Below are 25,693 nucleotides of genomic sequence, written 5' to 3' on the forward strand. Positions count from 1 at the left end.
GTGCGGAACTGTCAAGCCTGTTTCTCGTCAGCGCTGGCGCGAGCAGGAATTTTCTTTGTCCTGAAGGAATAGTCGAGTCGCACTATAATGCCTAGTGCCCAAGCGGATAGGACAAAACCATGTATAACCTCAGACAATTACAGATCAAAGAGAAAAAGGCAGCAAATATCTTTGAAGCGTTTGAAGAGTCCATTTTGCAAGGCAAATTGAAACCGGGCGAGCAATTGCCACCGTTACGTATCCTGGCAGAGGAGCTGGGCATCAACAAGAACACTGCGGCAGTGGCCTACCGTCTGCTGCAGGAATGTGGCTTGGTGGTGGCAGATGGACGACGCGGCTCAATTGTCGCCGGCCCCCGACAGGGCGAGATTGCGCCCGCACATGCGGACCTGTCTGCGGACATCGTCCGCCTGCACGATGGAAACCCAGACCCATCCTTGCTGCCAGAGGAAAAGGAGATACGCAAGATACTTGCATCCCTCCCATTAACCCCCCGGCTATATGGTGAAGAGAGAAATTTTCAAGGGCTACTAGACTGGGGCAAAGCTAATTTCTCTGCCGATGGTATCCATACCGACGCCATCTTCGTCTCCGCCGGCGCTCTGGATGCCATTGAACGCATTTTGAGAAGCAATCTCAGAGTCGGCGACAAAGTCGCGGTGGAAGACCCTGGCTATATGACCACCTTATCTTTGGTCAGAGCGATGGGTATGCGCCCAGTTGGTTTGGCGATGGACGAAGAAGGCATTCTTCCCGAAAGTCTGAGTAGCGCGATCGACAACGGATGCCGCGCGGTCATCTTTAGTAACCGGGGACAAAATCCCACAGGGGTCAATACCACAAAGGCACGGGCGCGCCAGCTTAAAGCCATTGCCGATAAAACGGACAACGTTCTGTTTATCGATGACGATCATTCTAGTTTGCTCAATTTCTCTTCGTACCATAACTGGCACAGCAAGGTCGCTACGAAGTGGGTAGTAGTACGGACTTTCTCTAAATTCCTGGGCCCAGACTATCGGGTGGCGGTAACAGCGGGTGACGCAACGACTCTTCAAAAGCTAGAGATTTCGCAAAGCTTGAGTATGGGCTGGGTAAGTAATTTCTTGCAGCGTTTGGTACATGCCCTGCTTACCAATCCAAAGATCATACGACGCATTGATGAGAATGGGAAAATCTATACTCGTCGCTATCAACTAGTCTCACAAGCATTGAAATCCTACGGTGTTCATGTGACAGGTACCGCTGGGTTTAATTTGTGGCTACCGATACAAAATGAAGCTTCATTTGCGCAGCAACTACTGGCACACGGCTGGCTAGTACGACCTGGCGCGGACTTCTGTGTATCCGCTCCTGCCGGTTTGAGAATTACCACGGCTCGAATGTCAGATGAACAGATGAAGGCGTTTCTCGCCATGCTCAAAACTACGTTCTCCAGACCAAGCACAACCTTGTCTGCTTGAATGAAGAGGAAAGCAACGATGGAGGCCACTATTCAGTCGCTTCCATCGCTTAATTCAGCTCCAGTTCAAGCGGCACGGGCCTTCGTCCCGAACAACGTATCTATCAATGTTCGCTAGCAGCCTCGCGTCCGATTCCCGTTAGACGCCTGATTCGCATCTTGTTCCAGATCTCTTCGTCTGAACGCCTTCCTGACAATAGCGAACCCAGTACCACCAACACAAATCCGACGGGGATCGAAATGATGCCCGGATTCTTCAACGGAATGAGTGGACGTTCCAACCCCACGAAGCTCTTCTGACTTCCCTCGCGCAGTCTTACCACCTCCGCCTGAGCGGACGCAATTTGTGCTGTCAGATCGGGATAGTTTTTCTGATGAGATGCCGCGACCAGCTTAGCAACTTTCGCTTGAGCTGACTCGATTTGCGTAAGGGGGTATTGCATGTTCGGAGACACCAAGACCAGAATAATCGCAGTAGCCGTTCCTCCAATCACGCCACACACAACTCCCACGGTATTACATCGGCGCCAATATAATGTCAGTAACAATGCGGGGAAATTAGCCGATGCAGCAACGGCGAATGCCAACCCAACCAACTGCGCCACATTTTGCCCCTTGGCCATCAGACCGAGCGACGTTGCAATGATGCCCATCGCTACGGAGGCTATTTTGGCAGCAATCATCTGCCCCTTGGGACTAACATTTCCGTTTCTAATGGCACCCACATAGATGTCGTGCGCCAGCGATGAGGCGGCAGCCAACGTCAGACCAGCCACGACCGCAACAATGGTTGCAAACGAGATGGCGGCGACAAAAGCCAACATGAGGTTACCGGCAAAAGAATCCGCCCCACCGCCCAAATATTGCGCCAGGATTGGCGCAGCCAAGTTGCCACCTTTATCTAAGAGAGAGATTTTCTGGCCGCCAACAAAATGCGCAGCAGCAAAACCTATGGCAAAAATCATCAGATGGCAGGCGCCGATGAGCAACATACCCCAAAGCACTGAAGAACGCGCTGTTTTTGCATCTGGGACGGTAAAAAACCGCATCAGGATATGAGGCATGGCGGCGGTCCCCAGGATCAGCGCAAAGCCTAAGGACATCAGTTCAAGCGGGTTAGTTAGATAAAGGCCCGGTTCAAAGAACCGCTGCACGACGTCAACACCACTACCACCGCCAACCAACGAACTCATATAGGCAAGGAACTGGGGATTAATCGAGAGCGCTCCAAGCATCTTATAAGCTGAAAATCCGAACGGCGCCCAACTCAGTAGGACCAGGATGAAACATGCGCTTAGGAGCAAGATTGCCTTGATAATCTGAACCGAGGTGGTCGCCCGCATGCCCCCAAAGAATACATAGATCAACATTAATGTGCCAACTGTTGCGACCGAAATCTCATACTCAATGCCGACGAGTGCCTTGATCAGAACAGCTCCGCCGACAATTTGCGGAACCATATAGAAAATTGAAACGAAGATACCTGACACCGCGGCGACAAGCTTGGAAGAACGAAAAGAATTACGATAAGCCAAGATATCGCCAAGTGTGTAACGCCCCAGATTTCGGCAAGGCTCAGCGATGAGTAGCATTACCGGCACAAAGGCAACGAAAAAGCCGGCCAGGTACAGCATACCGTCGTATCCATATAAGGCAATCAGGCCCGATGCGCCAAGGAACGCTGCAGCGGAAAGATAATCGCCTGCAATTGCGAAACCATTCTTAAATCCCGATATACCACCACCCGTGTAAAAATCGCGGATTGTTTGCCCACGCCGTGCGGCAAAATATGTCACCATCAATGTCAGCGCAATGATGCTGGCAAACACAATTAGCGTAAGATTCTTGTATTGAGTAGCGACCAGTCCGGCCGCATAAGCACCATCGCTGTGCAGGGCCGCCATACAGACTGCTACTAAGGATAAAGAGCTGCGCACCCGTAGAACCTTTTCTGTGGAATGTGAAGGAATTTTCATGGCACCCTCTTATGAGTTGATGTTATTAAGCTCTGCATCAATGGCTTGCATGCTTGTCACGTAGATCCATGCGATTACCCCAGCCATGAAATACTGGGACACAGTAAATAGCATGCCGATGTTGATGTTCCCCCAAATACGGATGGAAAAGACGGTAGAGAAGTAGGCAGCACCAAGCAACATCAGAAAGTAATAACCTAGAAAGGCCGCCATCAGAAGTGCGACCAGACGAAATTGCCGTCGAGAGATCGCATCGATTTTTTCCATATAGGAATTCTGCACAGTTATTTTCATAATTTATCTTTCTCCAGCGCGACAGGGATATGTCACAGAGTATCGATTAGACGGAAATAGATTTCAGCGCAGTCATTCACTTTCCTGACTTCGCAGTATTCGTCTACTTTGTGCGCCATAGAAGGTTCTCCTGGGCCTAGTACCACTGTAGGCATTGAACCTAAAATGTTTTGTAAAGCAGGACCATCACTGAAAAAGGAAACCGTTTTCGGTTGTTGTGAAACACCGGTTACCTCCTCAACAATCTGGACTACTGATCTCACCCACGGATGATGAGGATCGGTTTGCAGGCTCGCAGCATCAACACATGCGTGAACCCGCACCTGGTTCCCTAGATAATCTTGCACATGGTCAATCAACGCACCTTCAGGATGATCTCCTACTGTACGAATATCGATCTCAAACCTTGTGTGATCGGGCACAGAATTGACATTCAAACCACCGGCTATCGTACCCACGTTCAGGCTAGAATTTCCAAGCAATGCGTTGTGCTCGGGAAGGACTGTGTAGTGACGCAACTTAGCAATAGCATCCGTCGCTTTGTAGATAGCGTTCTCCCCCAGTTCTGGCATTGATCCATGCGCTGTGATGCCTCGCACCTCCGCCCTAAGCCACAACGCACCTTTGTGTCCCACCACCACTTCGTTGGCAGTAGGCTCTCCAACTACCATTGCACTCACTGGCAGCTCCAACTCTCCCAGATATGACAACGAACGGGCCCCTTCGCATCCGGTCTCCTCACCTGAAGTAAGAATGATCAGCACATTAGGTGCAATCTTCCTTTCCTGAAAAAATCGGGCCGTCGCACAGAGAAATGCCGCAATCCCACCTTTCATGTCGCTGGAACCACGTCCATACACTCGACCATCCACCATGTCAGCAGCGAAAGGATGATGTTTCCAGGGTGCTGTACCAACCGGAACTACGTCCATATGTCCGGTAAAGCAAAGCAGCGGGACATGGGACTGACCGCCTGCCAGGGCTAGCTGGGCGGCTACATTTTTCGGATAAGCAATGAGATTGTCGCGCCCATCCGCCAACGGACTTCGCTCCACATGAAAGCCGCACTCCCGTAAAGGCGCTTCAAGGATGTCGCATATTCGACTCTCGTTGCCTGGAGGATTTACGGTATCGATAGCAAGCAGGCTTCTTAGCAAACTCACTGGATCAAGCAGGGATGACAGTGCTCCGCTCATTACTCCTCCTATTCTGAATTTTGAATTTTTGTACCAGTACATTGCATAATTATGTCCTGGCACATATTAGCTCAAAACTTACGCGTGTCAATCGCTTGATGCTCTGATTTTCGGAGTAAATTTTCTGTGAATTTTCTGATGGCCTGGAATGGTGCGGCGCACCCAAAGGACGATCAAAAGCGGTGCAATTTCCACTTCAGAATCGCGCCGACTCACCGAAATAGCTCATACACATCATCTAGATAGGAACATGAAGGCGGCGACCAAATTTGATGTTATTCCGTCGGATTGTCGTAAGCAGTACGAATGCGGATCAAATAGATCTAGGAAGACGCTAAGCACTAAGTTGAGACCTGAATAGGGCCTGCCGATGTAATGGAGACATTGGGCGTTTCGGGCAGTAGCATCTCGCGAATGATTCTACGAAGTGCTCCTAAAGCTTTTACGAAAACGCAATTGTGTAATGACCCACTGAAAACCTGCTCAGTAGATAATCCTAAAAGGAAATCAAAATGGGCAAGGTCATGGAAGAAGAATTCAAGCGTTGGACAGCCAAGCGCAAAGCGGCGCTGGTGATGGAGATCATCCAGGGAAAGACGACGGTAGCTGAGGCTAGCCGGTCGTTTGATATCCCGCCTTCAGAGATCGAAGAATGGGTCGACGAAGGTCGTAAAGGGATGGAGAACGCCCTGCGTGCCAAGCCGCTGGATGTGAGAGAACAGTACGAGCGGCAACTCAAGGAGCTCCAGGAAGCCTACGGAGAAGCCATGCTGGAGCTGCGCGCCAGAAAAAAATTGGCGTCCCTGTTGGGCGAGGAAGACAAGTAATCGAGACCATCCGCCAGGGACTCAAACAAGACGGTTTCGATGTGGCTGTCAGTAAGATCTGCGCGTGGTTCGGGATTGCCAGGCGCAGTGCTTACTACAAGCCTGTGAAGGCCGAGCCCAAGGTGCAGGAGCGCTTTGCCGAACCGATTCGCAAGATGATTCTGGAAGAGCCGTCCTTCGGCTATCGCACGGTGGCTGGCCTGCTCGGGTTCAACAAGAACACGGTGCAGCGAATCTTCCAGATCAAAGGTTGGCAGGTCAAGAAGCGTCCCATTGGTTTCCGTCCCAGGGTGGAGGCCTTGCCGTCGGTAGCTACAGGACCAGACCAGCGCTGGGCCACGGATTTGTGTCGCATCTGGACAGGGCGCGATGGCAGGGCGGTGCTGGCACTGGTGATTGATTGCCACACGCGGGAATTACTGGGCTGGCATTTGTCGCGTTCGGGCAAGTCGAAGACGGCAGAGTCAGCCTTGGAGCAAGCGCTGATCGCGCGTTATGGCTCGCTGGGTCGCGTGACGGCGCCGTTCTTGTTGAGGTCCGACAATGGGCTAGTGTTCACCAGCCGTAGTTACACCGCGTTGGTCCGCAGTTACGGGCTGCAGCAGGAGTTCATCACGCCGCATTGCCCGCAGCAGAATGGCATGGTCGAACGCGTCATCCGAACCCTGAAGGAGCAGTGTGCTCATCGGCATCGCTTCGAAACATTGCAACACGCCAGTCGCATCATTGGTGACTGGATCGGCTTCTATAACCACCGCCGGCCGCATCAGGCGCTGGGGATGAAGACACCGGCTGAGGCGTTTGCTTTAGCTGCATAAAGTGAGCAGGTTTCGCTGGGTCATTACAATTGCTGACTTGTAGAAAACGGTACGCGTAGCAAAACACAACCGCCCGCAAATCTTGCTAACGGTCGAATCGAAACCTTCGTTTTTGGATTTTTCTCGAATCATCTACCGTACCTTTTTCCGTCGCTCTGTAGAGATTCCAATTTTTCCACCGCACACCTCCGGCGTGGCATTTCCCTAGATTCCCGGCTTAGTGGCTTGAGGTCCAAGAAACGTCTTTTGAGATTTCACAAGAAGAGACCATCGTAGCCGACTGCCACTAACGGACGAATCAGCGCTGGCCAAGCCAGGATACGTACGGTCGAAATCAATACCGTGTTATAAGCAGTCGAGACCATACGATGGCCGCGGCATAGTTCGGTTGGTCGCAACTACGTTAAACAAGGCAGTGCACTGCAGAAGTGCTTCGTAAAAATCTTTAATCTGGATCTGCTTGAGGGAATATATAGCCGGGATTGGTTCCCTAGCTGGGTCGAAGAAGAGTGCTGATCGAACGACAACATCAGCGCTACGACAAGCACAGGCAACGTAGCGCGTATCATTACCAGTCTCCGGTATAGCTCCGTTGAGTATGGCGGGAATCGATTTTGATCGAAAATCCACTCACTGGCTAACTGGCAAAAATTACCGCGATAGGTCAGCAGCTCTCATAGGTGGAACTGGCCAATAGATAATGGCGTTGTCCTTGTCTGCGCAAAGGTTTATTCTCTTATTCATTGAGGTTCGACGGATTCAATCACCCATCGTCACCGAGCTTAGTATGCATGATCCTCTGATGTCTGCCATTCGGTGTACAGCATCCGTTCGACCTCAAGCAACGTGACAGTGTATGCGTCCAGCAATTGCGCGAGCTGCGGCTGCTCCAGCAATTCCACGCCATTTAGCATGGCGTTCTCATGTGCTAAGCGGTTGAAGAATTGATTGGTAATACACAACTTTTCAAAGTCGACGTCGGGATGTCGACGCCTATAGAAGGCTTCCCCTGCAACAACCTCCTTGACTGCATCCCATCCAAGTGCCGCGCCATCCGTCCCGCTGGTCTTAGCCTGAAGCAATTGTCCTTTGCTTCCTAGAAGCGCAACGACATCCACGCCGTTATCACTGGTTCCAGGAGTGCGATAGCAGTCATATCCTTTTTTTTGCCACAAAGCGCCCGTCAAACACTCGAAGTGCTGCCAACTCATCCGCAGCGCCATGTCCAGCGTGACGCGCTCATCGATGTCCACAGCGTCCGCTTTGGACACAACATCCGCGATATTGAAATCACCAGGCTTTACATCCCCTGCGCCATTGAGCATGTCTCCCGCTAGCTCTCGCTTGCAAGTCAGCAGATGGTCAAGCTTGACGTCGAACGTAACGAAGTCGTCTGCCTGAACCACCGGGTAGTAGACGTAGACCGGCTTGGTCTGGCCAATGCGATATGCGCGGTCAGTCGCCTGATCCTCCTTGGCGGGATTCCAAGTACGGGTGTAATGCACGACGTGATTTGCCGCCTGAATGTTTACACCAAATCCGACAGCCACAGGAGACAGAATCAGAACGCCAAAACCTCTCCTGTCCCGAAACGCCTTGATGCGCTTTTGACGACTGTCGACATGACTTGCGGAGGCGCTAGTGTCGCCGTTGATGATGTCAGCACGGAAGCCAAATTCGACGTCGATATAGTGCTGCAGGAGACGTTGTATTTCTCTGAATTCACAAAAGACGATGACTTTTTCCGCCTTGCTTTCGATAGTCTTCAGCTGCTTGACGAGCCAATCCAGTTTTGGCGCCTTCGTCCTGTAGTCCAGGATTGGTTCCGGCTTGAAAACACTAAGTCCATGAGGACGAGGATCCGTGCAAATCAAGCGAAGGTAGTGCAACAGGCCAAGATGATTTTTGAAAGCGGTGACAGCACCAGGTTCCGCCCGCCTCTTGAACCCATCGATGGCTTTTGCATAGAGATTGCGTTGGACGGTCGATAGTTGAAGTCTGCGACATTCTTCAACGATGATCTTGGGCGGTAAGTCCGAGACGACGTCGGCCTTGAGACGTCGCAGAATCTGATGCTCGATCTTGGATCGCAGTTCTTCCACTCGCGCTTTCTCATCGTCCGTCTTCGCTTCGATTGGCTTTCGGTAGCGTTGACCAAAATCATTCAGCGCTCCCAACAATCCGGGCTGCACGTAATCGAAAAGACACCACATGTCGGCCAATGTATTTTCGACAGGGGTGCCCGTACATGCGATCTTAAATGCGACATTCTGCTTCTTGGCAGCCCGCGTTACCATGGCGGCGGGATTCTTGATGCGTTGCGCTTCATCACACACCATCAGTGACCACTTCTGTGCTGCAAACGAAAATTCCAGATCGCGCAAGGTCTCATAAGTAGTCAATACGACCTTGGCCTGCCCGATCCAGTCTGGACGCAGAAACTTCACCAACCCATCTTCCGCAAGCAAGCGCTGGTCGATCTGCGAACGTGGTACACGCAGTTCACTCAGGCTACTACCATACGCAGTCAGCAGCGGCAACGCGCCAGGCACGAAGAATTTATCGGCCTCCTCAGCCCAGTTCTCCAGCAGGGATACCGGTGCCACTACCAGCATGGGCGGCATGTTCGGGTCGCGTTCCAGCAGCCATGCCATCAAGGCCAGCAACTGAAATGTCTTGCCCAATCCCATGTCGTCGGCCAGCACGGCACCACGGACCTGATACTCCGACTGCAAGCCGAACAGATGCTGCAGCCAGGCCAATCCGGCCCGTTGGTGCGGCAGCAGAGAATATTCCGGCCGAATGCCATTCGGCAATCGCGGTTCCTTGGGGACCGCCTGCAGCGCCTCTCGCCGCATTTCCTCGTAGTCGAGAGACTGAATATTCGCTCGCAGCATGAGCTGCTTCTTGACAAGCGGCTTGCTTCCTTTTGATCCGGCCGCCGTGCCTGTATCGATAGGTTTGCCGGCCTCAATATCCTTGAACAGTGCGTCGAAGATGTCGACGATCCTTTGCGCTTCATCCCGTGACAGCAGTTCACTACCCCACGACACGGAGATTTCAGAAGAACCTGCTGCGTGCGCTGTCTGCAGGTCCTTCTTAAGCTTCTCAATCTCGGACTTGCTGGTCGGAACAGCGACAGGATCCCCGCCGTCTTTCGGAGTGACGACAATCATCGGCTTTACATTCTGGGGGAACCATTCGTTTTCATCTTGCCTCTTGGCAATGTAAGGCGAATAATAAGGCTTCTCTACACCGATACCCTCAATACGGGCGGAATAGCCGCTCAAGTCATATACTTGAGAATAAGACACCAAGGTCGAAGAGACTTGCCGGCGCTCCAACGCCTCTTTCAGATCTCGGTAGTGCTGTTCTGCATTTCCATCCACGACCAAGTCATAGCCATCCCAAGCGAGGAGTTGGAAATCCAATGTCATCGCCCTATGGAGGGCGGCCCCAAACTCGGCGAGCTGCTGATCGGTCAGCCATTGAGTCTCGGACGATATCGGGCCTCCGCGATCCGCAGTCTCAATGAGCAAACCCACCTTCAGGGGATAGCCGGTTCCATCGCGCTCAAATACCGGAGTGAATCGTTCATAGCTGATACCGGCGTCTTCCCTTGCCTTCTCGAATTGTGCTTCTTCGATGACATCCACGGCGTCCTGCCCAAGCGCCGCATAGGGATTCAGTATAAAAGCCTGTGCACGGCTTCCTGCCACACGTCGCCCCGGTAGCCGCTTTATCTCCTGCAGCACTGTGCGCACCGTGGGAGTGACCAACACCTGGAGGATGCCCTCTGCGGTGTTGATGTCATATCGATCCTTGACCTCACGCGCCCGATCAAACATGTCAAGCCAGTTGGGAGGAACTCCGTCAAAGCCAGGCTCAATCTCGATGACACTGTCGTCGGCCACCGTGTCTGAGCGACGCAATCCAATGTGGAGTTTCTCTGGTGTCAAGACTACGCAGCGATAGAGAAAATCGTCCAACATCGCATTGGCATTGATCGCCAATTGGCGGATGCGTCCCCATGTCTGACGGTGGACCAGCTCATTTCGCTCTGCATCGGCGCGCCGGGCGAAGGTAACGATCTCCTTGAATAACAGCCACTGCGCTGGCGACATGAGTGACTGCGTTCGACCATCGTCCAATAGGGGCCCCGTGAGTTCGAAGCGAACTTGGGCTCCATCTTCACGGGACCACCCCGCCAACGCAATGGAGAAATGACGATCCGTGAAGGAATGGCTGCTGCGCAGAGATGGCCGAACCTTGGCGAAGGCCGGAAGTTGAAGCAACGATTGCAAGTCTCTGTAGTTGGACTGACTCATCGCCGCATACAATTCGTCCCAACCCAGCAAGAAACCGTCCGTATTCTCGATCGCAAAGCCATCATCCACGAGCTGCGTCAGAAAGCCCGACAATACGGGACTCTCAAAAGAGAGGCCATCATTGCTCGACGAACCCGAAGTCAACATCACGCCGACCGCTGACAGTTTCCGCGCCCAACGCGCGTCGCTGGAAGGTTGGGCCTTTGCCTGCTTGAACAGCTTGAACATGTTTCTCCCTTACTTCCACCAGCCTTTTCCAGGCTTGTGGTGGAATCCCCAGTGCGTCAACGTGGCGTTGACCTTCTCATTGGCCGTATCAGTCAAGACCCAAAGATTTCCGCCACGAGATGTCTTGTCTTCAATCTGGAATCCGTACCTATTTTTCAAACGTTGGAGGGCGGACGATGAATAGTCCTGCTTCAAGTGGTCGAGTTCTTCTACGCGAGTAGAGCTGCGCGCAGTGTGACCTCCGCTCACAGCCGGCGCAGAAGGGTCGATCCCGAATTCCGCACGGAGAGTCGCGGCAAACATCTCCTCCCATTTACTCCAGTTGTGAATGCCATCCTTATGGCTCATCCGCAGAAGACTCTTTCCCCTGTGCTTGAGTGAGTTCTGCCCGTTGACATCCAGCCTAAGAAACTCGGAGGTATCGAAGGGCACCGACTTACGCGCATCGTATCCATAAAATGCATTCCCCAGTCCGCTGAATTCAACGGCGACTAACGGCCCCATTCGCATAATGAACGCATTGTTCGTACCATTGGCATCCAGGGCACACAACAGTCCTTTCATCTTGTGGCGCAACAGAACCATGTCGCGCTCCCTCGAATTCCGAGCTGTCGAACCTAAAGCGAACTCAATATTATCAATCGCCTTAACGTAGCGCTTCCAGAAATTCATCCGCCGAGGATCGGCAAAACCGTCTTCCGCCAACTTCGTAAAGAAGGTCTCGATAAGATCGATCTTGAGCCAGTCAACAACCATGGCGCGCGCAGCCGGGGTCACACCACCCCACTCGGTCTCATGAGATGGCAGCCATGGATTACCCCACCAGGCGACAGCCTGGTCCCTAAGACCCTGATGCAACACCGTCCCTGGAACTTCGACGTACCGATCCAACACCATGACCATGCCTCGGTCACGCAAGACCTGATTTGTGCCGAGCAGCTCCAATAGACGAGGCAGCAAGGCCTGGAACTCCGCATGTCCGAGCTTGGTGGCGGCCTGAACCTGAGCCAGGACCAGCTCACGAAGAAACCACGAGGCTTTGTTGATCCCAAGTTGCTCGCACAAGTGATCGATCGCCCCGCTATCGCCGCGCAACAGAGCCTCAATATAAGGTTCGCACGGTCGATCACTGAACAACTGTTTATTACCCAGGGCGGCATCGACCCATTCTGGATTGAGGGACTTGTCCTTGACGAGACTGTTTCGCTCCAGCAAGTAATCCCGCAGTTTCTGCCAATTCCCGAGTCCCGTGGCCGGTGTATTTTCTGCCAGCGCATCATAAGTGAAGTAGCTCTTGACCAATCCTTGGTAACAACGCCGATACGCACGCGGATTTTCTCGCCACGCATCAATGCCGTCCAGGACCTTTTGCAAGCGAGGTTGATCCTCCAGGAGGCATGCGCCCTGAGGCCGGTGAGGAAGACAAAGTCCCCACGACAACAAGTACGCATCCCGGAAAGACCTCATCTCTTGACTATCCCAGAATTGCTTGACGGTGTGGAGCAAATGGTCGTCCACGACATGGCCGGATTTACGTGATTTTGATTTCGTCGTCATCTGGGCAATGATGTCGTCGATGCCAGAGTCCACGCTCATTAACCGGCCCCCTTTTTCCAGAGCTGGATGCAATAACGCAGCGAGATGGGCCAGTGCACTCATTGCAAAGCACACTCACCGAAATTGGCTACTTGCCGTGGAGACTCCGGACGCGCCTCATCTAGCCCGAGAAACTCAATACGCATTTCCACACGACGACTCTCGTCGTCCGTATCCTTTGCGGCATTGAACGAATAACCTCCTACAAGAAACAGCCTGCGTACGCTCTCCTTCTGCTCCTCGGAAAGCGGGCTTGGACCGGTCGTTGCAAACATCGTGCAGAGCACTCGCTGACTGCGTTGAAGGCTCAGATTCAAATTGCTCAGGTAGCTACCGGTTTTGTCAGTGTAGCCCTCGACGACCACCCGTTTTAGCACGCGTTGTCCCAAGTCGTCATTCGCCAGACTCAGAATTTCCGGAACGAACTGGCGGAGCACCGCCTCTTGTTCGGCAGTGAGGTTATATCGTGCCTTGGCAAAACGGGCCCGCTCGCCGAAATCGATCACACTACGACCTCGGTCGATCTTGATGCCCTGATGGCGCTTGGCCGCTTGTTCAAAGCGATCCAGAATGCGCTCAATGTCTTGGCGATGCTTTTCTTCTTTCTTTTCACGCTCTGTCACGTTCTTAGTTACCGCCAACAAAGCAACGCCCATGACCACGAGAAACAACACCATCAGTGCCGTCATCAAGTCGGCAAAGGAAATCCAGAAAGGCTTTTCCGCTTCATCACGGCTGCCTCGCTTAATGACAACTTTCGGCCCCATCATCGCTTAACCTCGCGCCGGAGTCAGATTGCCCATGGACGCCAGCGTAATTTCAAGCTCCCCAACGGCAGAATGCAGCAAGCCGACAGCCTGCGTGAGTTTCGAATGAAACTCGGTGTTTGCCCTGTTCAAGGTCCTAGTCACTTCCGTAGCAAATGAGTTGTGCGCCTCGCCCAGCACTTTGCTGACGCCGTCCAGATACTCATCCGCCATCTTTTGCGCATTGCCTAGGCGCGTTGCCGCGCCCTCAATACGTGAGAGCACGTCGGCAGTCAGCGAGGCCTCCCGGTGAGCGGAATCAACGACACTGCGGAGTTCGGTCACCAGATGGCCTACTGCATCACGCTGGAGACGATAGTCCCTCAAGACCTCCTGTAGCGCTGACGACCCACTTGTCAACGCGCCGGAGGTCTCGACCAGTTTTCCGGAGACAGTGGCGGTCTGGTCCAACACACCGGACACGCGCTCGCCTGCAGCCGCAAAGTTGCGCGATGCTGTCCCCAACATCTCAGCGCCCATATTGAGCTTGTCGATCGACGTTGAGGTAGCATTGCCCAAGGTAGCAACGCTCTGCGTCATTTCCGCGATCGCGGCCCCCAGCTCCTTGACCACCGAATCAACAGAGTGGGACATAACGGACACAGCCTCGCTTGCCCGGTCGGACATCGCTTGCTCGCGTGCTCGATTGCTTTCGAAGACTTGGGTCTGCGATTCGTTGAGGCGGGCTATCATGCCGGCCATTTGTGTGCCGATCGATTCTAACGTGGTGTGAAGACGCTGATCCGTTTCCGACTGGGAGCTGGCCACAAGTTGACGTATCTGCTCCACGAAAGCAGCGGACTGCGCATTCATTGCCTCTTGCCGCATCTCCATCTTTTCGACTGCCTGGGCCATCCGTTCTGCCATCGCGTCAGCCGAACGCTGACTGGACGCCTCCATGTTAGAAACGAGTGCCTGCAGCGTCCCTACCGCATCCTGAATGCTTCGCGCCGTCTGCTGATTCAAATCACTTAGACCGGAGATCTGTCCGCCGAAAAGATCATTGAGCCGCTGGCTGAAGCTCACCATCACATCCTGCAGCATGCTGACGGCAGAAGCACTCTGATCACCGCTTGCGGTCTTGACTGTATTGGCGATCTCCTCTAAGGGAGCCTTCAGGCTCTGCTGAATGCTGTCGGCGATAGTTTTTCCTAGCTCCTGATTATCAAGTCGTGTGGCCTCTACTTGCTCCTGAGCCGACTTCGCACTCGCCGCGATCTGCGCGGACGTCAGTTCACGCAACAGCTCGCCCAATTCCTGTACGACCGCATCTTTCAAGATCTTGGACTGACTGGCGGATTCCTCTGAGGCCTTGACCAAGCGCGAGAGATACTCCTCTCCCGCACCGGACTCGAATCGTGCATCGATGTCATGGGCAATTTCGTCGGTATATCGATAGAGCGACGCCAGCAGCAGCTTTTCGATAAAGGTCACGATCATGGCTGCGCAAATAGCGGCTGCAGAGACGAGGAAAGCTTCGCCGACCGAGTGCATGAGCGATTCGAGGCTGGTCCGTACCATGGCAGCATTTTCACTGACCTTGAAAGCACGCAGACCATCGATAAGGCCGCTGAACGTACCAATAATTCCAATACCGGTGAATAAACCCGGAAGGTGTTTGAAAAACTCTGTCCGCAAACGGCTATCGACGACGATCTGGGCATTGAAGAACATCTCAGCCGGAAGCGTAGCTCGTGCGGCCCTGACGACAAGTTGACCATCGCGCTCTTCTTGCTGAAGGTGCAATGATTCTTGGTATTCACTCCAGAGGTGCGCCAAGGCCTTGTCCTGATCAAATACTTTCCGCAGTTCTGGAAGTGCTGCATCATTTCCCAGTTGAGAGAGCCTTTTCAAGACGCCCTTCAGTCGACGCCAGTGCTGGATTCCGGGCACCAAGAAGATAAGAACGAAAGCTATTACTAATAACGTCAGGAAAGTGCCGGTCGCAATGACGGATCCCGGCACGCCGTCCAGCAGCGATTGACTATTCATTTATGATCCTCTCCCCCAGAGGGTGAATTCTATTAATACAGTTCTATTGGCAGCCCGCACCGTCCCCCACAAGCGTGGCTGCCGAAACCCAAAATATCCGGAAAATAGACGGTGGCCAATATGCGTAATGGGGTCCTATGACTTAGGAATTTTGAGCAATGCATCCCCCGGATGCTAGCGCTTAAGTCAAAAAACATAGCACTGGCACAACTATCTTTGGAGCTCTACGATACATGAAACGGTAAGTTGCTGTCACGTCAAGTCCCATACTTCCTTCCGACCTCCGATTGATCGGGTTTTTTGTGCAACTTGGCGCTAGCAGATAGAAAGCACGACGGGAATTGATTTGCTACCAGACTTCTCCCTTGCTACCTGAGCCCCCCTCCACTGTCTGCTGACGCGAACGGCTTTGATTGGATTATAAAAAATCTCAACCTCATATTCTTCCAGTGAGATCGGAACATTATTGCCGACTCTATCGCCATTTCATCTGGAGCCTATATGCCAATTCTTCGTATCATCCTCATTCTTAGCCTGCTCGGTAACGCCCTCTTCATGACAATCATCCTGGCAGCGCAAGGATGATCCATGAGCCCTACATGTCCTCGCTGCCGATCTCCCAACATTCATCTCCAACGCGCGGGTGAACGCGTCGGCAGCATCATCGGTACGACTGCGGGCGCCGTCGCTGGGCTATCCAATGCCTGGGCAGGTGCCGAGGCAGGCGCAGTGGTCGGAGCCATCGTTGGGCCAGTCGGTAGCGTTGCAGGGGCCATCATCGGTGCCTTGGCCGGCGGGACCGCTGGCTGCATTGCAGGGGCCAAGCTAGGCCAAATGGTAGACCGCACCATACTCGGTACGTATCAATGCGCCGACTGCGCGCATTCGTTCTCTGACGAAGCCGAACCTCTCTAATTCTTGCATTCCCCTTTTTCACTATGCCTCACGGCAGGCATCAACACGTCTACAAGGAGAAACTCATGGCTCATCTGATCGAAACCATGGCCTATGCCAATGAAACACCCTGGCACGGCCTGGGTAACCAGCTGTCTGCCAAGTCCCCCATTTCCGTCTGGGCCAAACAAGCCGGCATGGAGTGGCAAATCCAGGAGTCGCCTGTCTACTTCATGCCAAGTGAAGGCGCAGCCCATGTGCCGTTCGACGAGCAGAAGGTGCTCTATCGCTCAGATACCGGCGCCGCTCTGTCCGTCGTTTCTCAACGTTTCCAGGTTGTCCAACCTCGCGATGTGCTGGAGTTCTATCGGGATCTGACCAAGGCCCATGGCTTCACGTTGGAAACTGCTGGCGTCTTGAAAGGTGGTAGAAAAGTCTGGGCTTTAGCCAAGACAAACATGTCGGCCAACATCAAGGGCAATGACACCATGAACGGCTACCTGCTCTTGGCGACCGGATGCGACGGCACGCTCGCGACCACCGCCCAGTTCACCAGCATCCGAGTGGTGTGCAACAACACCCTGGCCATCGCGCTCAGAGGCGGTAACGCAGCAGTCAAAGTGCCCCACTCCACCACCTTCGATCCGAAGGCGGTCAAAAGCCAGCTTGGTCTATCGTCGGCTTCTTGGGACGACTTCATCTATCAGATGAAGAAGCTCTCAGAGCGCAAGGTCAAAAGCACTGAGGCCGAGGCATTTGTCTCAGCGCTACTGACCGATCCAGCCGCCAAGTTCACCAATGAGCGCGCCGTGAAGAAGGTCCTTGAGCTCTACTCAGGCCATGGTCGCGGCGCTGAGTTGGCCTCCTCCAAAGGGACCGCTTTCGGGCTGTTAAATGCGGTTACAGAGTTTGTTGACCACGAGCGGCGCGCAAGGAGTACCGACTACCGGCTCGATTCAGCTTGGTTCGGTATGGGCGCCAATCTCAAGAACGAGGCCTTCGATCAGGCAATTTCCCTGCTTAGCTGACCAGCTTCTCTGCGACATAACGCCCGGGCCTCATGCCCGGGCTTTTCTTTTCTCGAAAGGAATTCCATGTCTTTTACCACCGTCTCGTCGACACGGCGACCCGGGCGGGCCGCCTTACGCCTGGTTAAAACGCACGATCTCTCACGGGAAGAATGGCTCTCGATACGCCGTCGCGGGATTGGCAGTTCAGATGCCGCGGCGGCCATCGGATTAAATCCTCATCAATCCATGCTAGAGCTGTGGATGATCAAGACCGGCCGGTCACATATGCTGCCACAGCAGGATCCGGGTGATCGGACCAGTCCCACTTATTGGGGAAGCCTGTTGGAGCCCATCGTGGCCGCCCACTACACCCACGAAACCGGGAACAAGGTCCGCAAAATCAACGCCGTCCTCCAACACCCGGATCCAGATAAGGCATGGATGCTGGCCAATATCGACCGCGAGATTCTAGGTGCCCCCGATGTTCATATCCTCGAATGCAAGACCGCTGGCGAGTACGGCGCCCGAGCTTGGCGCGAAGGTGTCCCGGAATACGTGCAATGCCAAGTACAGCATCAGCTAGCCGTCACCGGTAAAGCTGCTGCAGACGTTTGTGTTCTGATCTGTGGGCAGGAGATCCGAATTCACCGCATCGAGCGCGATGAGGAACTGATTGATGGCCTCATCAAGCTCGAGCGGGAATTCTGGCACTACGTGGAAACCGATACCCAACCGCCGGCTGATGGCTCGGAATCAGCTGACCGTGCCTTGCGATCTCTTTATCCACGCGACTACGGGGATGTGGCTGACTTCCGCGACAACCGACCTATGTCGGCCGTGTTTGCGGACCTGCAGGCCATCCGGGAAGAAATTGCGACCCGCGACAAGATGGAACAGCAGCTGAAACAAACCATCCAGCAAATGATGGGCAGCTCCAGCCGAGCGCTTTTCGAAACCGGTTCGGTGAGCTGGAAGCGCAGCAAGGATGGTACCCAGCTCGATACCGACCGGCTACAAGCGGATCACCCTGAGCTGGTCAAGTGTTATCTCTCGCCCAAGTCCGGCAGCCGCCGGTTTCTTATTCAACCCTAGTAGCCAGGCATCCTCGGATGCCTGGCTTTGTTTATGGAGCATTTATGATCAAAGGTCTCTGCATCACGCCGCCCGTCTTGGGGCGAATCTCTATCGGCAAGATGGTCGAGAAAAGCGGACGCCGCCTACCTGAGAAAGACGATCAATTCACCATCACGAGCCAGGTACAAACGCATGAAGGCTGGGCACCGCACCCGCTGGATGCTATCTATCGCAAGGCATCACCTTCGGAGAAGCTGCGCACCATTCCGGTCTCCGTCATGTTCAGCGAGCCCGATCTCAACCTGCGCGCCTCTTATTGCTTCTTTGATCGGCATGCCGGCCGACCGCTGTGCAGCGGCAATGGCATGCACTGCCGGCGTCAGACTTCGGAGGGCATAAGCTCCCTTCCCTGCCCCGGCCCAGATACTTGTGAGTTTGGTCAGGGTCAATGCAAACCCTATGGTCGCTTGAACGTGCAAATCGACGCTGCCGATGAACTGGGCACCTTCATTTTCCGCACGACCGGTTACAACAGTATCCGTACCCTGACCGCCAGGCTGCAGTACTACCAGGCGGTCTCGGGTGGCCTACTGGCCTCATTGCCATTGGAACTGCGGCTACGCGGAAAGAGTACCGCGCAGTCGCATCGGACGCCGATCTACTACGTGGATTTGACGATTCGGGAAGGAATTGCTTTGGAAGGGGCTATTCAGCAAGCGCGGGAGCTGCATCAGCGGCGAATGGAAGCCGGCTTTGAGCAGATGGCACTGGACATAGCTGCAAAGGCGGGATTGGCCAATGGGCTCTTTGAGGAGTCTGAAGAGGAGTTTTCCGAGGTGAAGGAGGAATTTTTCTCAGGTACAGAAGCAACGGGACTAAATCAAAAAATTAAAGCAAAGATATCCCAATCTTCATGAGCTTACTTTTGTGAGAAACCGGAAATAAGCTGCTTAATGACACTAAGCAGTAGATCCCGCTTTTCTTGATTCAGATCCGCTAACAACTCTGTGATGTGCTTGGCTTGATCAAGCTTGCGATTCGAAGCCTCTGTCAACAACTCCTCTATCGCACATCCAAAAATCTCAGCGAGCTCAGCAAGCCTCACGACAGATGGAATCGCAACACCTGTTTCCATTCGGGATACAGCCTCGCGGCTAATTCCCAAAATCTCGGCGACGTTCTCTTGTGAGAGGCCGTTCTCACCTCGCTTCGCTGCAATTGCTTTTCCCACGGCTTTAACAAGCGCAGCTCTTTCAATCTCGTCCATATGTGACCTTTTACGCACCTGCGTAATGATCAACGCATATTTCGGATTAAAATAGGAACTTAAAAGTTACGACGTAACGCTAAACATCACTTTAATTGGCATTTTTGCCATTTTTAATGGAGAAGCAATGTCCATGGTCTTTTGCCGCGGCTGCGGCAAGGAAATCCACAACTCCGCCCCACTCTGCCCACATTGCGGAGCTCCTCAAAGCCAGGCGAGCAGTGCCGCCAGCGGCTCACTTTGGCTGGCCATCACCGGCATCGTCTTGGCCATCTTCGCTGCCATCTGTGCCGTCCAAGTAAACAGCTTCGATCACGATCAACTCGTCGGAGGCTCCGCCATTGCGCTCGTGGCCTTGGCCGCAGGCGCCATCAATTTGCAGCAAAAGAAGCCCGGCAAAGGGATTTCTGTGACGGCAATCGTTGTAGCCGCCGTCTCCTTTCTCATCCTGATCGGTTCATAAGGCCATCTCATCCAATAAGGGGAAACTATGTCCAACTTTGTGAATTGCCCGCACTGCCAGCAACAATTGCACGAAACCGCACCTGCATGCCCGAAATGCGGTGCGCCCAACAACACTACCGCTGCCGGGGCCTACAACTCTTACGACCAAGTGCCCTGGTATCGCAAGCGCTGGATAGTCATCCTGTCAGCCGTCATCTTCATGCCTATCACGCTCCTGATCGCCTTCACCGGTGATATCTACTTTGAGAAAGACGGCCAGTTGCAGACCGTTCCGAAACAGTCCAAGTATGTGCTACTGGGAATCTTCTTGATCTTGGTCGCCATTCGTACGATGAGTTAAGGAGCTCCAGAATGAAGAATTCATTAGTCGTGCTAACAGTCCTGTCCATAGTGTCCTCGCTAGCACTTGCCGGCAATGGCTATTGTGATAGCCGGCCATCGCGTCGGGAGCAACAAGACTGCTATCAGAACGCGATTGAATCCAATGTCAGTCTCATCAAACAGAACTATCAGTTCCTCATGGCTTCGCCCAAGCTCACTCAGCAACAAAAGCAGCAGCTCCAAAATGACCAAGCTGCTTGGGGGAACAAGGTTGACGGTTACTGCAATGGCAACCTGATGTGCCTCTACGAATCCACCGCCTCTCGCTACATGTATCTCGCCGGTATGGCGAGCCGCAAGTAACCCCCTTTTCTCATCGATAAGAAAGATCTTTATGAAAAAGCTGTTCGCAACTGCGGCCCTGACGCTGCTCTCGTTGAATTCCTTCGCTGCCAATAGCGTTGGTCAATGCGTATTTCCCAAGTATGAGATTCAAAAGAATGGGAATATGAAGCTCAAGAAACCCATCCCTATCTTTAGCGCCGCTGACGTCAAAAGCGCCAGCAGCCCCCTAACGAAGCTCGATGGCTTCAAGGTGATCAAGCAAGCTAATGGCTTGGTGCAACTGGCAGAAGTGCCAGGCGCGGATGGTAGCAATCCAAATGCTGGCAAACCTATTGGATGGGCGAAGATCTCCGACTTCGACTTCCAGGAGCTGCGCAACTGCAATTGAGCCCCACAAAAGGGAGAGCCGCTACCGCGGCTCTCCCTTTTTTAGCGTCGCACTTGCTATTTATTTTTTGGTTCGAATGAGACCAGCGGTCCAATGACCAGGGAACTGCCTTCAGCAGGCAATAGAAATAGGTCAAATGGAGAGAGTTAGATCCGCGATTAAATCAACAGGCCGTTGAAGCTGAGCCCCTAGGGGGACCTCAGGAGGGTCACAACAGATTGTGTGCTCCGCATATTTATATAGCACCGCTATACAGACCACTATAGCAGCGCTATACTGGCGCCATGAATACACGCACCGCGCTACTTGTTGGAGCTCTAAAAGTTCTTGAGGAAGAAGGCGAGGCACAGTTTTCAACTCGCGCCGTATGCGCCCTAGTCGGAGTGACTGCTCCGACGCTCTATCACCACTTTGGCAGCGCCGATGGACTGCTGAGTGCAGCGTTAGAGGAGGGGTTCGCGCAATTTTTGAAAAGCAAAGAGGCTGCCTCGCAATCGTCCGATCCGGTCGCCGTTCTTCGCGATGGCTGGGACGATTACGTCCGTTTTGCGGCGGCGCGGCCAAGGCTATATGCCGCGATGTTGGGGCGTGTTCTTCAGGGCGCGCAGATCCCAGCCGCTCAGCAAGCGTTCGAAATACTCATTGAGCGCATTTCCGCCATCAAGGCCGAAGGACTGCTTGCACTCACGGTGGACGTCGCAGCAGATCTCATGTGGGCGTCGGCTAACGCCGCCTCTCAACTTTACGTCACAGCGCAATTGCGCCGTACGGCGACACCCGCGGCGGAAGTTCTCATCGAAATCCGCGAGAATGCCATACATTCAATTTTGACAACATCGCATCACATAGAAAAGGCCCGTGAGCCATGAAGATCCTCATCACTGGAGGCACCGGCCTTCTAGGTAGTCGCTTACTTCCAACCCTCGTTGCGGCCGGCCATCAGGTATTTGCGCTAGTGCGCTCGGCGTCGTCTAGCGATCGGGTTCGGGAACTAGGCGCATATCCTATCGATGGTGATCTGGAAAGCAATGCTCCGCTGGTACTGCCCGAACTCGATGCTGTAGTTCATGCCGCCGCGATGTTCCGCTTCTCCGGACCGCGATCGCCATTCTTTCACGCAAACGTGGATGGCACAGCCAAATTGCTTGCGGCAGCAAAGCGTGTAGGGGTCGCGAACTTCGTTTATATCAGCGCCGCAGGCATCATCATGGACGACTGTGGCACGCCCACACGGAATGCAGTCGAGAACGCCCCGACCTATGCGGACCACTTTTCAGCATATCTGGCAAGCAAAGCCCAAGCTGAGCGAATCGTGCTCGCCGCCGTGGCGCGAGGTTTTCGCACCATTGCATTGCGCCCTCCGATTATTTGGGGGCCGGGAGACCCGCTAAGTCGCGAACTTCCTCGCGCAGTAGAGTCGGGACAGTTCGCATTCATCGACCGTGGCGACTATGCGTTCTCCACATGCCACGTGGACAATGTCGTTGAAGCAATTCAGTGCGCGCTGACGCGCGGCGAAGGTGGCCGCGCCAATTTCATTGCCGATCAGGAGCCGACCACATTTCGTGAGTTTGTAGCTGCTATTTCTGGCGTGCAGGGCATTTCCGTCGAGGGAATGCGTTCAATGCCTTACTGGCTGGCGTCATTCGCAGGGCAGGTGATGGATGCCGTCTGGGCTCTTCTGCGCAAAGACAGCGACCCGCCTCTGTCGCGTTCGATGGTGCGCATGATCGGGCGGGAGTTCACTGTGAATGATGGTGCAGCACGCCGGGAACTTGGCTATATTGGACTGACTTCGCGGGACGAAGGATTGCGTAGCTATGGGGTCACAAAGCCTTCGGTGTCGACATCAAGATCTTCTTGAGTGTCGCGGATTGCAGTAGGAATGCCGATTGCTCGCCTCTCCTCCCGCCCAGGTCCGGACATACCCTATATGGCACCGGGCTCCTTCCTCAGATGTCCGCCCAAACTTCCCCCATCTGCGTCAATCTATGGCAGGCGGTAAAAGTCAGCGCCGCTAACACCTATTGGCAAGATTCCTTAGCCTGAGCCTTGCGTAGCTCCTATTCGCCAGCGACCCAGTCGATAATTTCGACTTTATTCAATTCTCGGTCTCCCAAGATCACGGGTATCGATAGACATGCGATTGAGGCCCAATCAACGCGTACAGTGTGGCATTTTCGGCTCAGATAGCCACGTACTGCTCGTCAATTCTTCAACTCTTGAAGGCGAACAGCTACCAAATGAAAAGCCTGGCGCAGCTAGCACGTTAAGCATAACAGTCACCCGCGGGAATTACGGGCTGGCCTCTGTCGCTCCCTGACAAACCGAAGACGGCAGAATCAGCAGTGGAGCAAGCGCTCATTGCTCGCTACGGCTCCTCTGGACATCTCTCGAAACACGGTTCGCCGCCAAGCACCGATATTGTATTTTTAGTCAGTTTTTTCCGACATATTAGGCACTATTTCGGCGGAAATTTTTGCCTTAGGCCGGAAATAGGAAACTAAATCGCGCTCCAAGGATGTTCCGCGAATATATCGAATCTCGCTAAATTGAACCAAAGGCGCCCCAGTTTTTCTGTCAATGTATGCCTTGTGCCCACTGGTATTTTGCCTTGCCTCCGCTGACGAAATGAATTCCCGCCACTTTTCCTCGAGAATCACCAGATTTTTTTCGATGACGGCGCTATCGGTTGAGAGTCCATGCTCAAGGAATAATTGAATGTATGCGTATACCTTCCCATATATATCCTTTTCGACCCGGGCATTTGACGCCATTCCGCTTCGTAGTTGTTGGAAGACATTTACACCCAAGTACAGCCTATCCAACGCACTATCCTGAATTGGAAGAATGTCGCTGAAGTCATTCCGTTGGAAAAGCCTTTTCTGGAATCCTCGGTTCACCCGCCCATTCGCAGCATAGAAAAGACGCCAAAAGTGATTGCGCTCTATGACCGAACTCGCCGAAATATAGCCGTCGCGCACGCCATCCGAGAATTCGCCTCTCTTACGTTCGTAGAGAAGACCATACTTATCAAAAACGATTTGTTGCAGTTGGATGTGAATGGTCTCTTTGGCGAAGCGGTCTGCTGTAATCACCGGAGTTTGCTTGTTCGTCGCATTCGAAATTTCATCAATGAGCTCCAGCTTCGCTTTATCAGACTCTGGCTCCAGAAGCGTGATGATCTTTAACAGAACCTCCTTGTCCTGGAATATTTGCTCTGCATTTTCCAAGTTATCTCGATAAATTCTGCTCAAAGTGAAAGACGTTTGCCCCCCGTTGATGATTTGCGGGTTTTTGATTCTCAGCTGCGCTTTATTCTTCTGACCAATCTTCTCGTTTATGTTCGTCTCTTCAGACAGCATCGTAATGCCGTTATTAAAGAGAGCAAATTCATTAGTCTTAGACTCAATGATCGTCTTTCGAATTGCCTCATTCACGCTGTGCCCTTCCAAATCAAGATAGCTCCGCGGGTTATATTGCAGTATCGAGTTGCGATACTTATCCATGACCTGGGCAATCTCAATTGTCGGAACAAACAAAGCGGTAATTTCGCAGTTTCCATATTTAGTGGAAACGTTATAGCTAATTTTGCTGCCGGCGTTCTTATTGGAGAGGTCGAAAGGTATAACGATGTCGGAAGCAGTGAAGTAGGTACCGGTCAATACCGGAAACACTAACTCTCGATATGTGCGCTCGAAGTCAAAGACTACCGGTGGCAACCCTCCGGCAAGTACCCGTAATTTTGATGTCGGAATATTGCGCAGATTTGCCAATATCACTATTCGATAGCTGTAGCGTGCGACATCTGGGATTTCTGCTATCTCGCGCTGGAGTTGGTAAATCTTACCGTTGTAAGGCTGGCCGTTCTCGTCGTTTTTTTCGCCCTGTAAGATGCGATCAATGTCCATCAAGAGGAGCTCCTCGAGAGAAATCTCTTTCCCCTCGAAGTTTTCCTTCGTCGTCCTGAATTTGGACTGGATCAGATGAATTGTCTTGGTCTCTTCATCAATAAAATATCCGTCAATTCCACCATCGCCAGATGCATCCGTAATGGTTCGTTCGCGCTTAACAAACTGAGTTTCTCCAAACATCACCTTCAAATACAAGTGAATAAAAGCACGGGCTCTCGCCTGGTTAATCTTTTCGTCGTCTCCGCGCTCCGGGTGATAGCGCTTGTTTTCCGCGGGTGCCTCAGCGCAGATTGCGTCCAAAATCTTAATAAAGGTTTGATATTGCATTGGTTTTTCTCGAAATTAGTTATTCACCACAACAACAGTTAGAACCTGTACAGCTAAATTTCATGTTCCTTGATCGCTCGAAAATACTGAGGATAACTAACCATTGTAAATGTCGGCATCGTCCAAATCTCAAATCTGGAACCCACGTTCTCCGTGACGAGTGATCTA

21 protein-coding genes are annotated in these 25,693 nt (G+C 53.0%); 12 read left to right on the forward strand and 9 right to left on the reverse strand.

The genetic code is table 11. The features are described from left to right. The first annotated feature begins 119 nt into the window (after positions 1–119). Entirely contained in the window at positions 120–1,460 is a 1,341-nt protein-coding gene (locus tag BTM36_RS19255) for an aminotransferase class I/II-fold pyridoxal phosphate-dependent enzyme (protein WP_077237549.1), read from the forward strand. 103 nt (positions 1,461–1,563) lie between these two features. On the opposite strand, the gene BTM36_RS19260 is transcribed toward BTM36_RS19255, so the two are convergent. From BTM36_RS19260 to BTM36_RS19270, 3 genes are read right to left on the reverse strand one after another with little or no spacing between them, the layout of a single operon-like run. After that, on the reverse strand, positions 1,564–3,435 hold the full coding sequence (locus BTM36_RS19260) for a cation acetate symporter (protein ID WP_077237550.1): 1,872 nt from the start codon (positions 3,433–3,435) through the stop codon (positions 1,564–1,566). 9 nt (positions 3,436–3,444) lie between these two features. Next, entirely contained in the window at positions 3,445–3,702 is a 258-nt protein-coding gene (locus BTM36_RS19265; protein WP_168189802.1) for a DUF485 domain-containing protein, read from the reverse strand. A gap of 59 nt (positions 3,703–3,761) precedes the next feature. After that, positions 3,762–4,925 (reverse strand): M20 family metallopeptidase, encoded by a 1,164-nt coding sequence (locus BTM36_RS19270; RefSeq protein ID WP_077237552.1) that lies wholly within the window; start codon positions 4,923–4,925, stop codon positions 3,762–3,764. Between the two features lie 512 nt (positions 4,926–5,437). Here BTM36_RS19270 and BTM36_RS19275 point away from each other — a divergent pair. Continuing rightward, positions 5,438–5,752 (forward strand): transposase, encoded by a 315-nt coding sequence (locus BTM36_RS19275; protein WP_077237553.1) that lies wholly within the window; start codon positions 5,438–5,440, stop codon positions 5,750–5,752. A gap of 41 nt (positions 5,753–5,793) precedes the next feature. Then, the gene (locus tag BTM36_RS19280; RefSeq protein WP_077237554.1) at positions 5,794–6,570 is read left to right on the forward strand and encodes an IS3 family transposase; all 777 of its coding nucleotides are present in this window, start codon (positions 5,794–5,796) and stop codon (positions 6,568–6,570) included. A gap of 782 nt (positions 6,571–7,352) precedes the next feature. On the opposite strand, the gene BTM36_RS19285 is transcribed toward BTM36_RS19280, so the two are convergent. From BTM36_RS19285 to zorA, 4 genes are read right to left on the reverse strand one after another with little or no spacing between them, the layout of a single operon-like run. After that, positions 7,353–11,126: an SNF2-related protein gene (locus BTM36_RS19285; RefSeq protein WP_077237555.1), complete on the reverse strand. Its 3,774-nt coding sequence runs from the start codon at positions 11,124–11,126 to the stop codon at positions 7,353–7,355. A gap of 9 nt (positions 11,127–11,135) precedes the next feature. Beyond that, positions 11,136–12,785, reverse strand: a complete 1,650-nt coding sequence (locus tag BTM36_RS19290; RefSeq protein WP_077237556.1) for an EH signature domain-containing protein — start codon at positions 12,783–12,785, stop codon at positions 11,136–11,138. Then, positions 12,782–13,492, reverse strand: a complete 711-nt coding sequence (locus BTM36_RS19295; RefSeq protein WP_077237557.1) for a flagellar motor protein MotB — start codon at positions 13,490–13,492, stop codon at positions 12,782–12,784. The genes BTM36_RS19290 and BTM36_RS19295 overlap by 4 nt, the downstream gene beginning before the upstream one ends. 3 nt (positions 13,493–13,495) lie before the next feature. Then, positions 13,496–15,520, reverse strand: coding sequence for an anti-phage ZorAB system protein ZorA (zorA, locus tag BTM36_RS19300; RefSeq protein ID WP_077237558.1), 2,025 nt, complete (start codon positions 15,518–15,520; stop codon positions 13,496–13,498). 980 nt (positions 15,521–16,500) lie between these two features. Between zorA and BTM36_RS19310 the strand changes: the two genes are divergently transcribed. The 3 genes from BTM36_RS19310 to BTM36_RS19320 all read left to right on the forward strand — a co-directional run bounded on the left by BTM36_RS19310 (position 16,501) and on the right by BTM36_RS19320 (position 19,415). Next, positions 16,501–17,442, forward strand: coding sequence for a DUF932 domain-containing protein (locus BTM36_RS19310; protein ID WP_077237560.1), 942 nt, complete (start codon positions 16,501–16,503; stop codon positions 17,440–17,442). Between the two features lie 66 nt (positions 17,443–17,508). Beyond that, positions 17,509–18,516, forward strand: a complete 1,008-nt coding sequence (locus tag BTM36_RS19315; protein ID WP_077237561.1) for a YqaJ viral recombinase family protein — start codon at positions 17,509–17,511, stop codon at positions 18,514–18,516. A 44-nt stretch (positions 18,517–18,560) separates the two neighbouring features. Beyond that, a complete protein-coding gene (locus BTM36_RS19320; protein WP_077237562.1) occupies positions 18,561–19,415 on the forward strand; it encodes a hydrolase or metal-binding protein in 855 nt (284 codons plus the stop codon). A 2-nt stretch (positions 19,416–19,417) separates the two neighbouring features. Here BTM36_RS19320 and BTM36_RS19325 read toward each other — a convergent pair whose 3' ends face one another. Continuing rightward, the gene (locus tag BTM36_RS19325; protein ID WP_077237563.1) at positions 19,418–19,765 is read right to left on the reverse strand and encodes a helix-turn-helix domain-containing protein; all 348 of its coding nucleotides are present in this window, start codon (positions 19,763–19,765) and stop codon (positions 19,418–19,420) included. 127 nt (positions 19,766–19,892) lie between these two features. Here BTM36_RS19325 and BTM36_RS28765 point away from each other — a divergent pair, with 127 nt between their 5' ends. The 6 genes from BTM36_RS28765 to BTM36_RS19355 all read left to right on the forward strand — a co-directional run bounded on the left by BTM36_RS28765 (position 19,893) and on the right by BTM36_RS19355 (position 23,148). Continuing rightward, positions 19,893–20,228, forward strand: a complete 336-nt coding sequence (locus BTM36_RS28765; RefSeq protein ID WP_077237564.1) for a hypothetical protein — start codon at positions 19,893–19,895, stop codon at positions 20,226–20,228. Positions 20,229–20,255: 27 nt separating this feature from the next. Further along, positions 20,256–20,570, forward strand: coding sequence for a hypothetical protein (locus tag BTM36_RS19335; RefSeq protein WP_077237565.1), 315 nt, complete (start codon positions 20,256–20,258; stop codon positions 20,568–20,570). 11 nt (positions 20,571–20,581) lie between these two features. Next, positions 20,582–20,914, forward strand: a complete 333-nt coding sequence (locus BTM36_RS19340) for a lysozyme inhibitor LprI family protein (protein WP_077237566.1) — start codon at positions 20,582–20,584, stop codon at positions 20,912–20,914. Between the two features lie 31 nt (positions 20,915–20,945). Beyond that, a complete protein-coding gene (locus BTM36_RS19345) occupies positions 20,946–21,284 on the forward strand; it encodes a hypothetical protein (protein WP_077237567.1) in 339 nt (112 codons plus the stop codon). A 284-nt stretch (positions 21,285–21,568) separates the two neighbouring features. Further along, the gene (locus BTM36_RS19350) at positions 21,569–22,153 is read left to right on the forward strand and encodes a TetR/AcrR family transcriptional regulator (protein ID WP_077237568.1); all 585 of its coding nucleotides are present in this window, start codon (positions 21,569–21,571) and stop codon (positions 22,151–22,153) included. Continuing rightward, on the forward strand, positions 22,150–23,148 hold the full coding sequence (locus BTM36_RS19355; protein WP_077237569.1) for an NAD(P)-dependent oxidoreductase: 999 nt from the start codon (positions 22,150–22,152) through the stop codon (positions 23,146–23,148). The genes BTM36_RS19350 and BTM36_RS19355 overlap by 4 nt, the downstream gene beginning before the upstream one ends. Before the next feature lie 568 nt (positions 23,149–23,716). On the opposite strand, the gene BTM36_RS19360 is transcribed toward BTM36_RS19355, so the two are convergent. Continuing rightward, on the reverse strand, positions 23,717–25,525 hold the full coding sequence (locus BTM36_RS19360; protein ID WP_077237570.1) for an AIPR family protein: 1,809 nt from the start codon (positions 25,523–25,525) through the stop codon (positions 23,717–23,719). Positions 25,526–25,693: the final 168 nt, after the last annotated feature.

Source organism: Herbaspirillum sp. VT-16-41, from assembly GCF_001994935.1.
GTDB classification, from domain to species: Bacteria; Pseudomonadota; Gammaproteobacteria; order Burkholderiales; family Burkholderiaceae_D; genus Herbaspirillum; species Herbaspirillum frisingense.

Coding starts and splice junctions, on each gene's coding strand:
- BTM36_RS19255 (WP_077237549.1), top strand. CDS start 120: ATGTATAACCTCAGACAATTACAGATCAAAGAGAAAAAGGCAGCAAAT.
- BTM36_RS19260 (WP_077237550.1), bottom strand. CDS start 3,435: ATGAAAATTCCTTCACATTCCACAGAAAAGGTTCTACGGGTGCGCAGC.
- BTM36_RS19265 (WP_168189802.1), bottom strand. CDS start 3,702: ATGGAAAAAATCGATGCGATCTCTCGACGGCAATTTCGTCTGGTCGCA.
- BTM36_RS19270 (WP_077237552.1), bottom strand. CDS start 4,925: ATGAGCGGAGCACTGTCATCCCTGCTTGATCCAGTGAGTTTGCTAAGA.
- BTM36_RS19275 (WP_077237553.1), top strand. CDS start 5,438: ATGGGCAAGGTCATGGAAGAAGAATTCAAGCGTTGGACAGCCAAGCGC.
- BTM36_RS19285 (WP_077237555.1), bottom strand. CDS start 11,126: ATGTTCAAGCTGTTCAAGCAGGCAAAGGCCCAACCTTCCAGCGACGCG.
- BTM36_RS19290 (WP_077237556.1), bottom strand. CDS start 12,785: ATGAGTGCACTGGCCCATCTCGCTGCGTTATTGCATCCAGCTCTGGAA.
- BTM36_RS19295 (WP_077237557.1), bottom strand. CDS start 13,492: ATGATGGGGCCGAAAGTTGTCATTAAGCGAGGCAGCCGTGATGAAGCG.
- zorA (WP_077237558.1), bottom strand. CDS start 15,520: ATGAATAGTCAATCGCTGCTGGACGGCGTGCCGGGATCCGTCATTGCG.
- BTM36_RS19310 (WP_077237560.1), top strand. CDS start 16,501: ATGGCTCATCTGATCGAAACCATGGCCTATGCCAATGAAACACCCTGG.
- BTM36_RS19315 (WP_077237561.1), top strand. CDS start 17,509: ATGTCTTTTACCACCGTCTCGTCGACACGGCGACCCGGGCGGGCCGCC.
- BTM36_RS19320 (WP_077237562.1), top strand. CDS start 18,561: ATGATCAAAGGTCTCTGCATCACGCCGCCCGTCTTGGGGCGAATCTCT.
- BTM36_RS19325 (WP_077237563.1), bottom strand. CDS start 19,765: ATGGACGAGATTGAAAGAGCTGCGCTTGTTAAAGCCGTGGGAAAAGCA.
- BTM36_RS28765 (WP_077237564.1), top strand. CDS start 19,893: ATGTCCATGGTCTTTTGCCGCGGCTGCGGCAAGGAAATCCACAACTCC.
- BTM36_RS19335 (WP_077237565.1), top strand. CDS start 20,256: ATGTCCAACTTTGTGAATTGCCCGCACTGCCAGCAACAATTGCACGAA.
- BTM36_RS19340 (WP_077237566.1), top strand. CDS start 20,582: ATGAAGAATTCATTAGTCGTGCTAACAGTCCTGTCCATAGTGTCCTCG.
- BTM36_RS19345 (WP_077237567.1), top strand. CDS start 20,946: ATGAAAAAGCTGTTCGCAACTGCGGCCCTGACGCTGCTCTCGTTGAAT.
- BTM36_RS19350 (WP_077237568.1), top strand. CDS start 21,569: ATGAATACACGCACCGCGCTACTTGTTGGAGCTCTAAAAGTTCTTGAG.
- BTM36_RS19355 (WP_077237569.1), top strand. CDS start 22,150: ATGAAGATCCTCATCACTGGAGGCACCGGCCTTCTAGGTAGTCGCTTA.
- BTM36_RS19360 (WP_077237570.1), bottom strand. CDS start 25,525: ATGCAATATCAAACCTTTATTAAGATTTTGGACGCAATCTGCGCTGAG.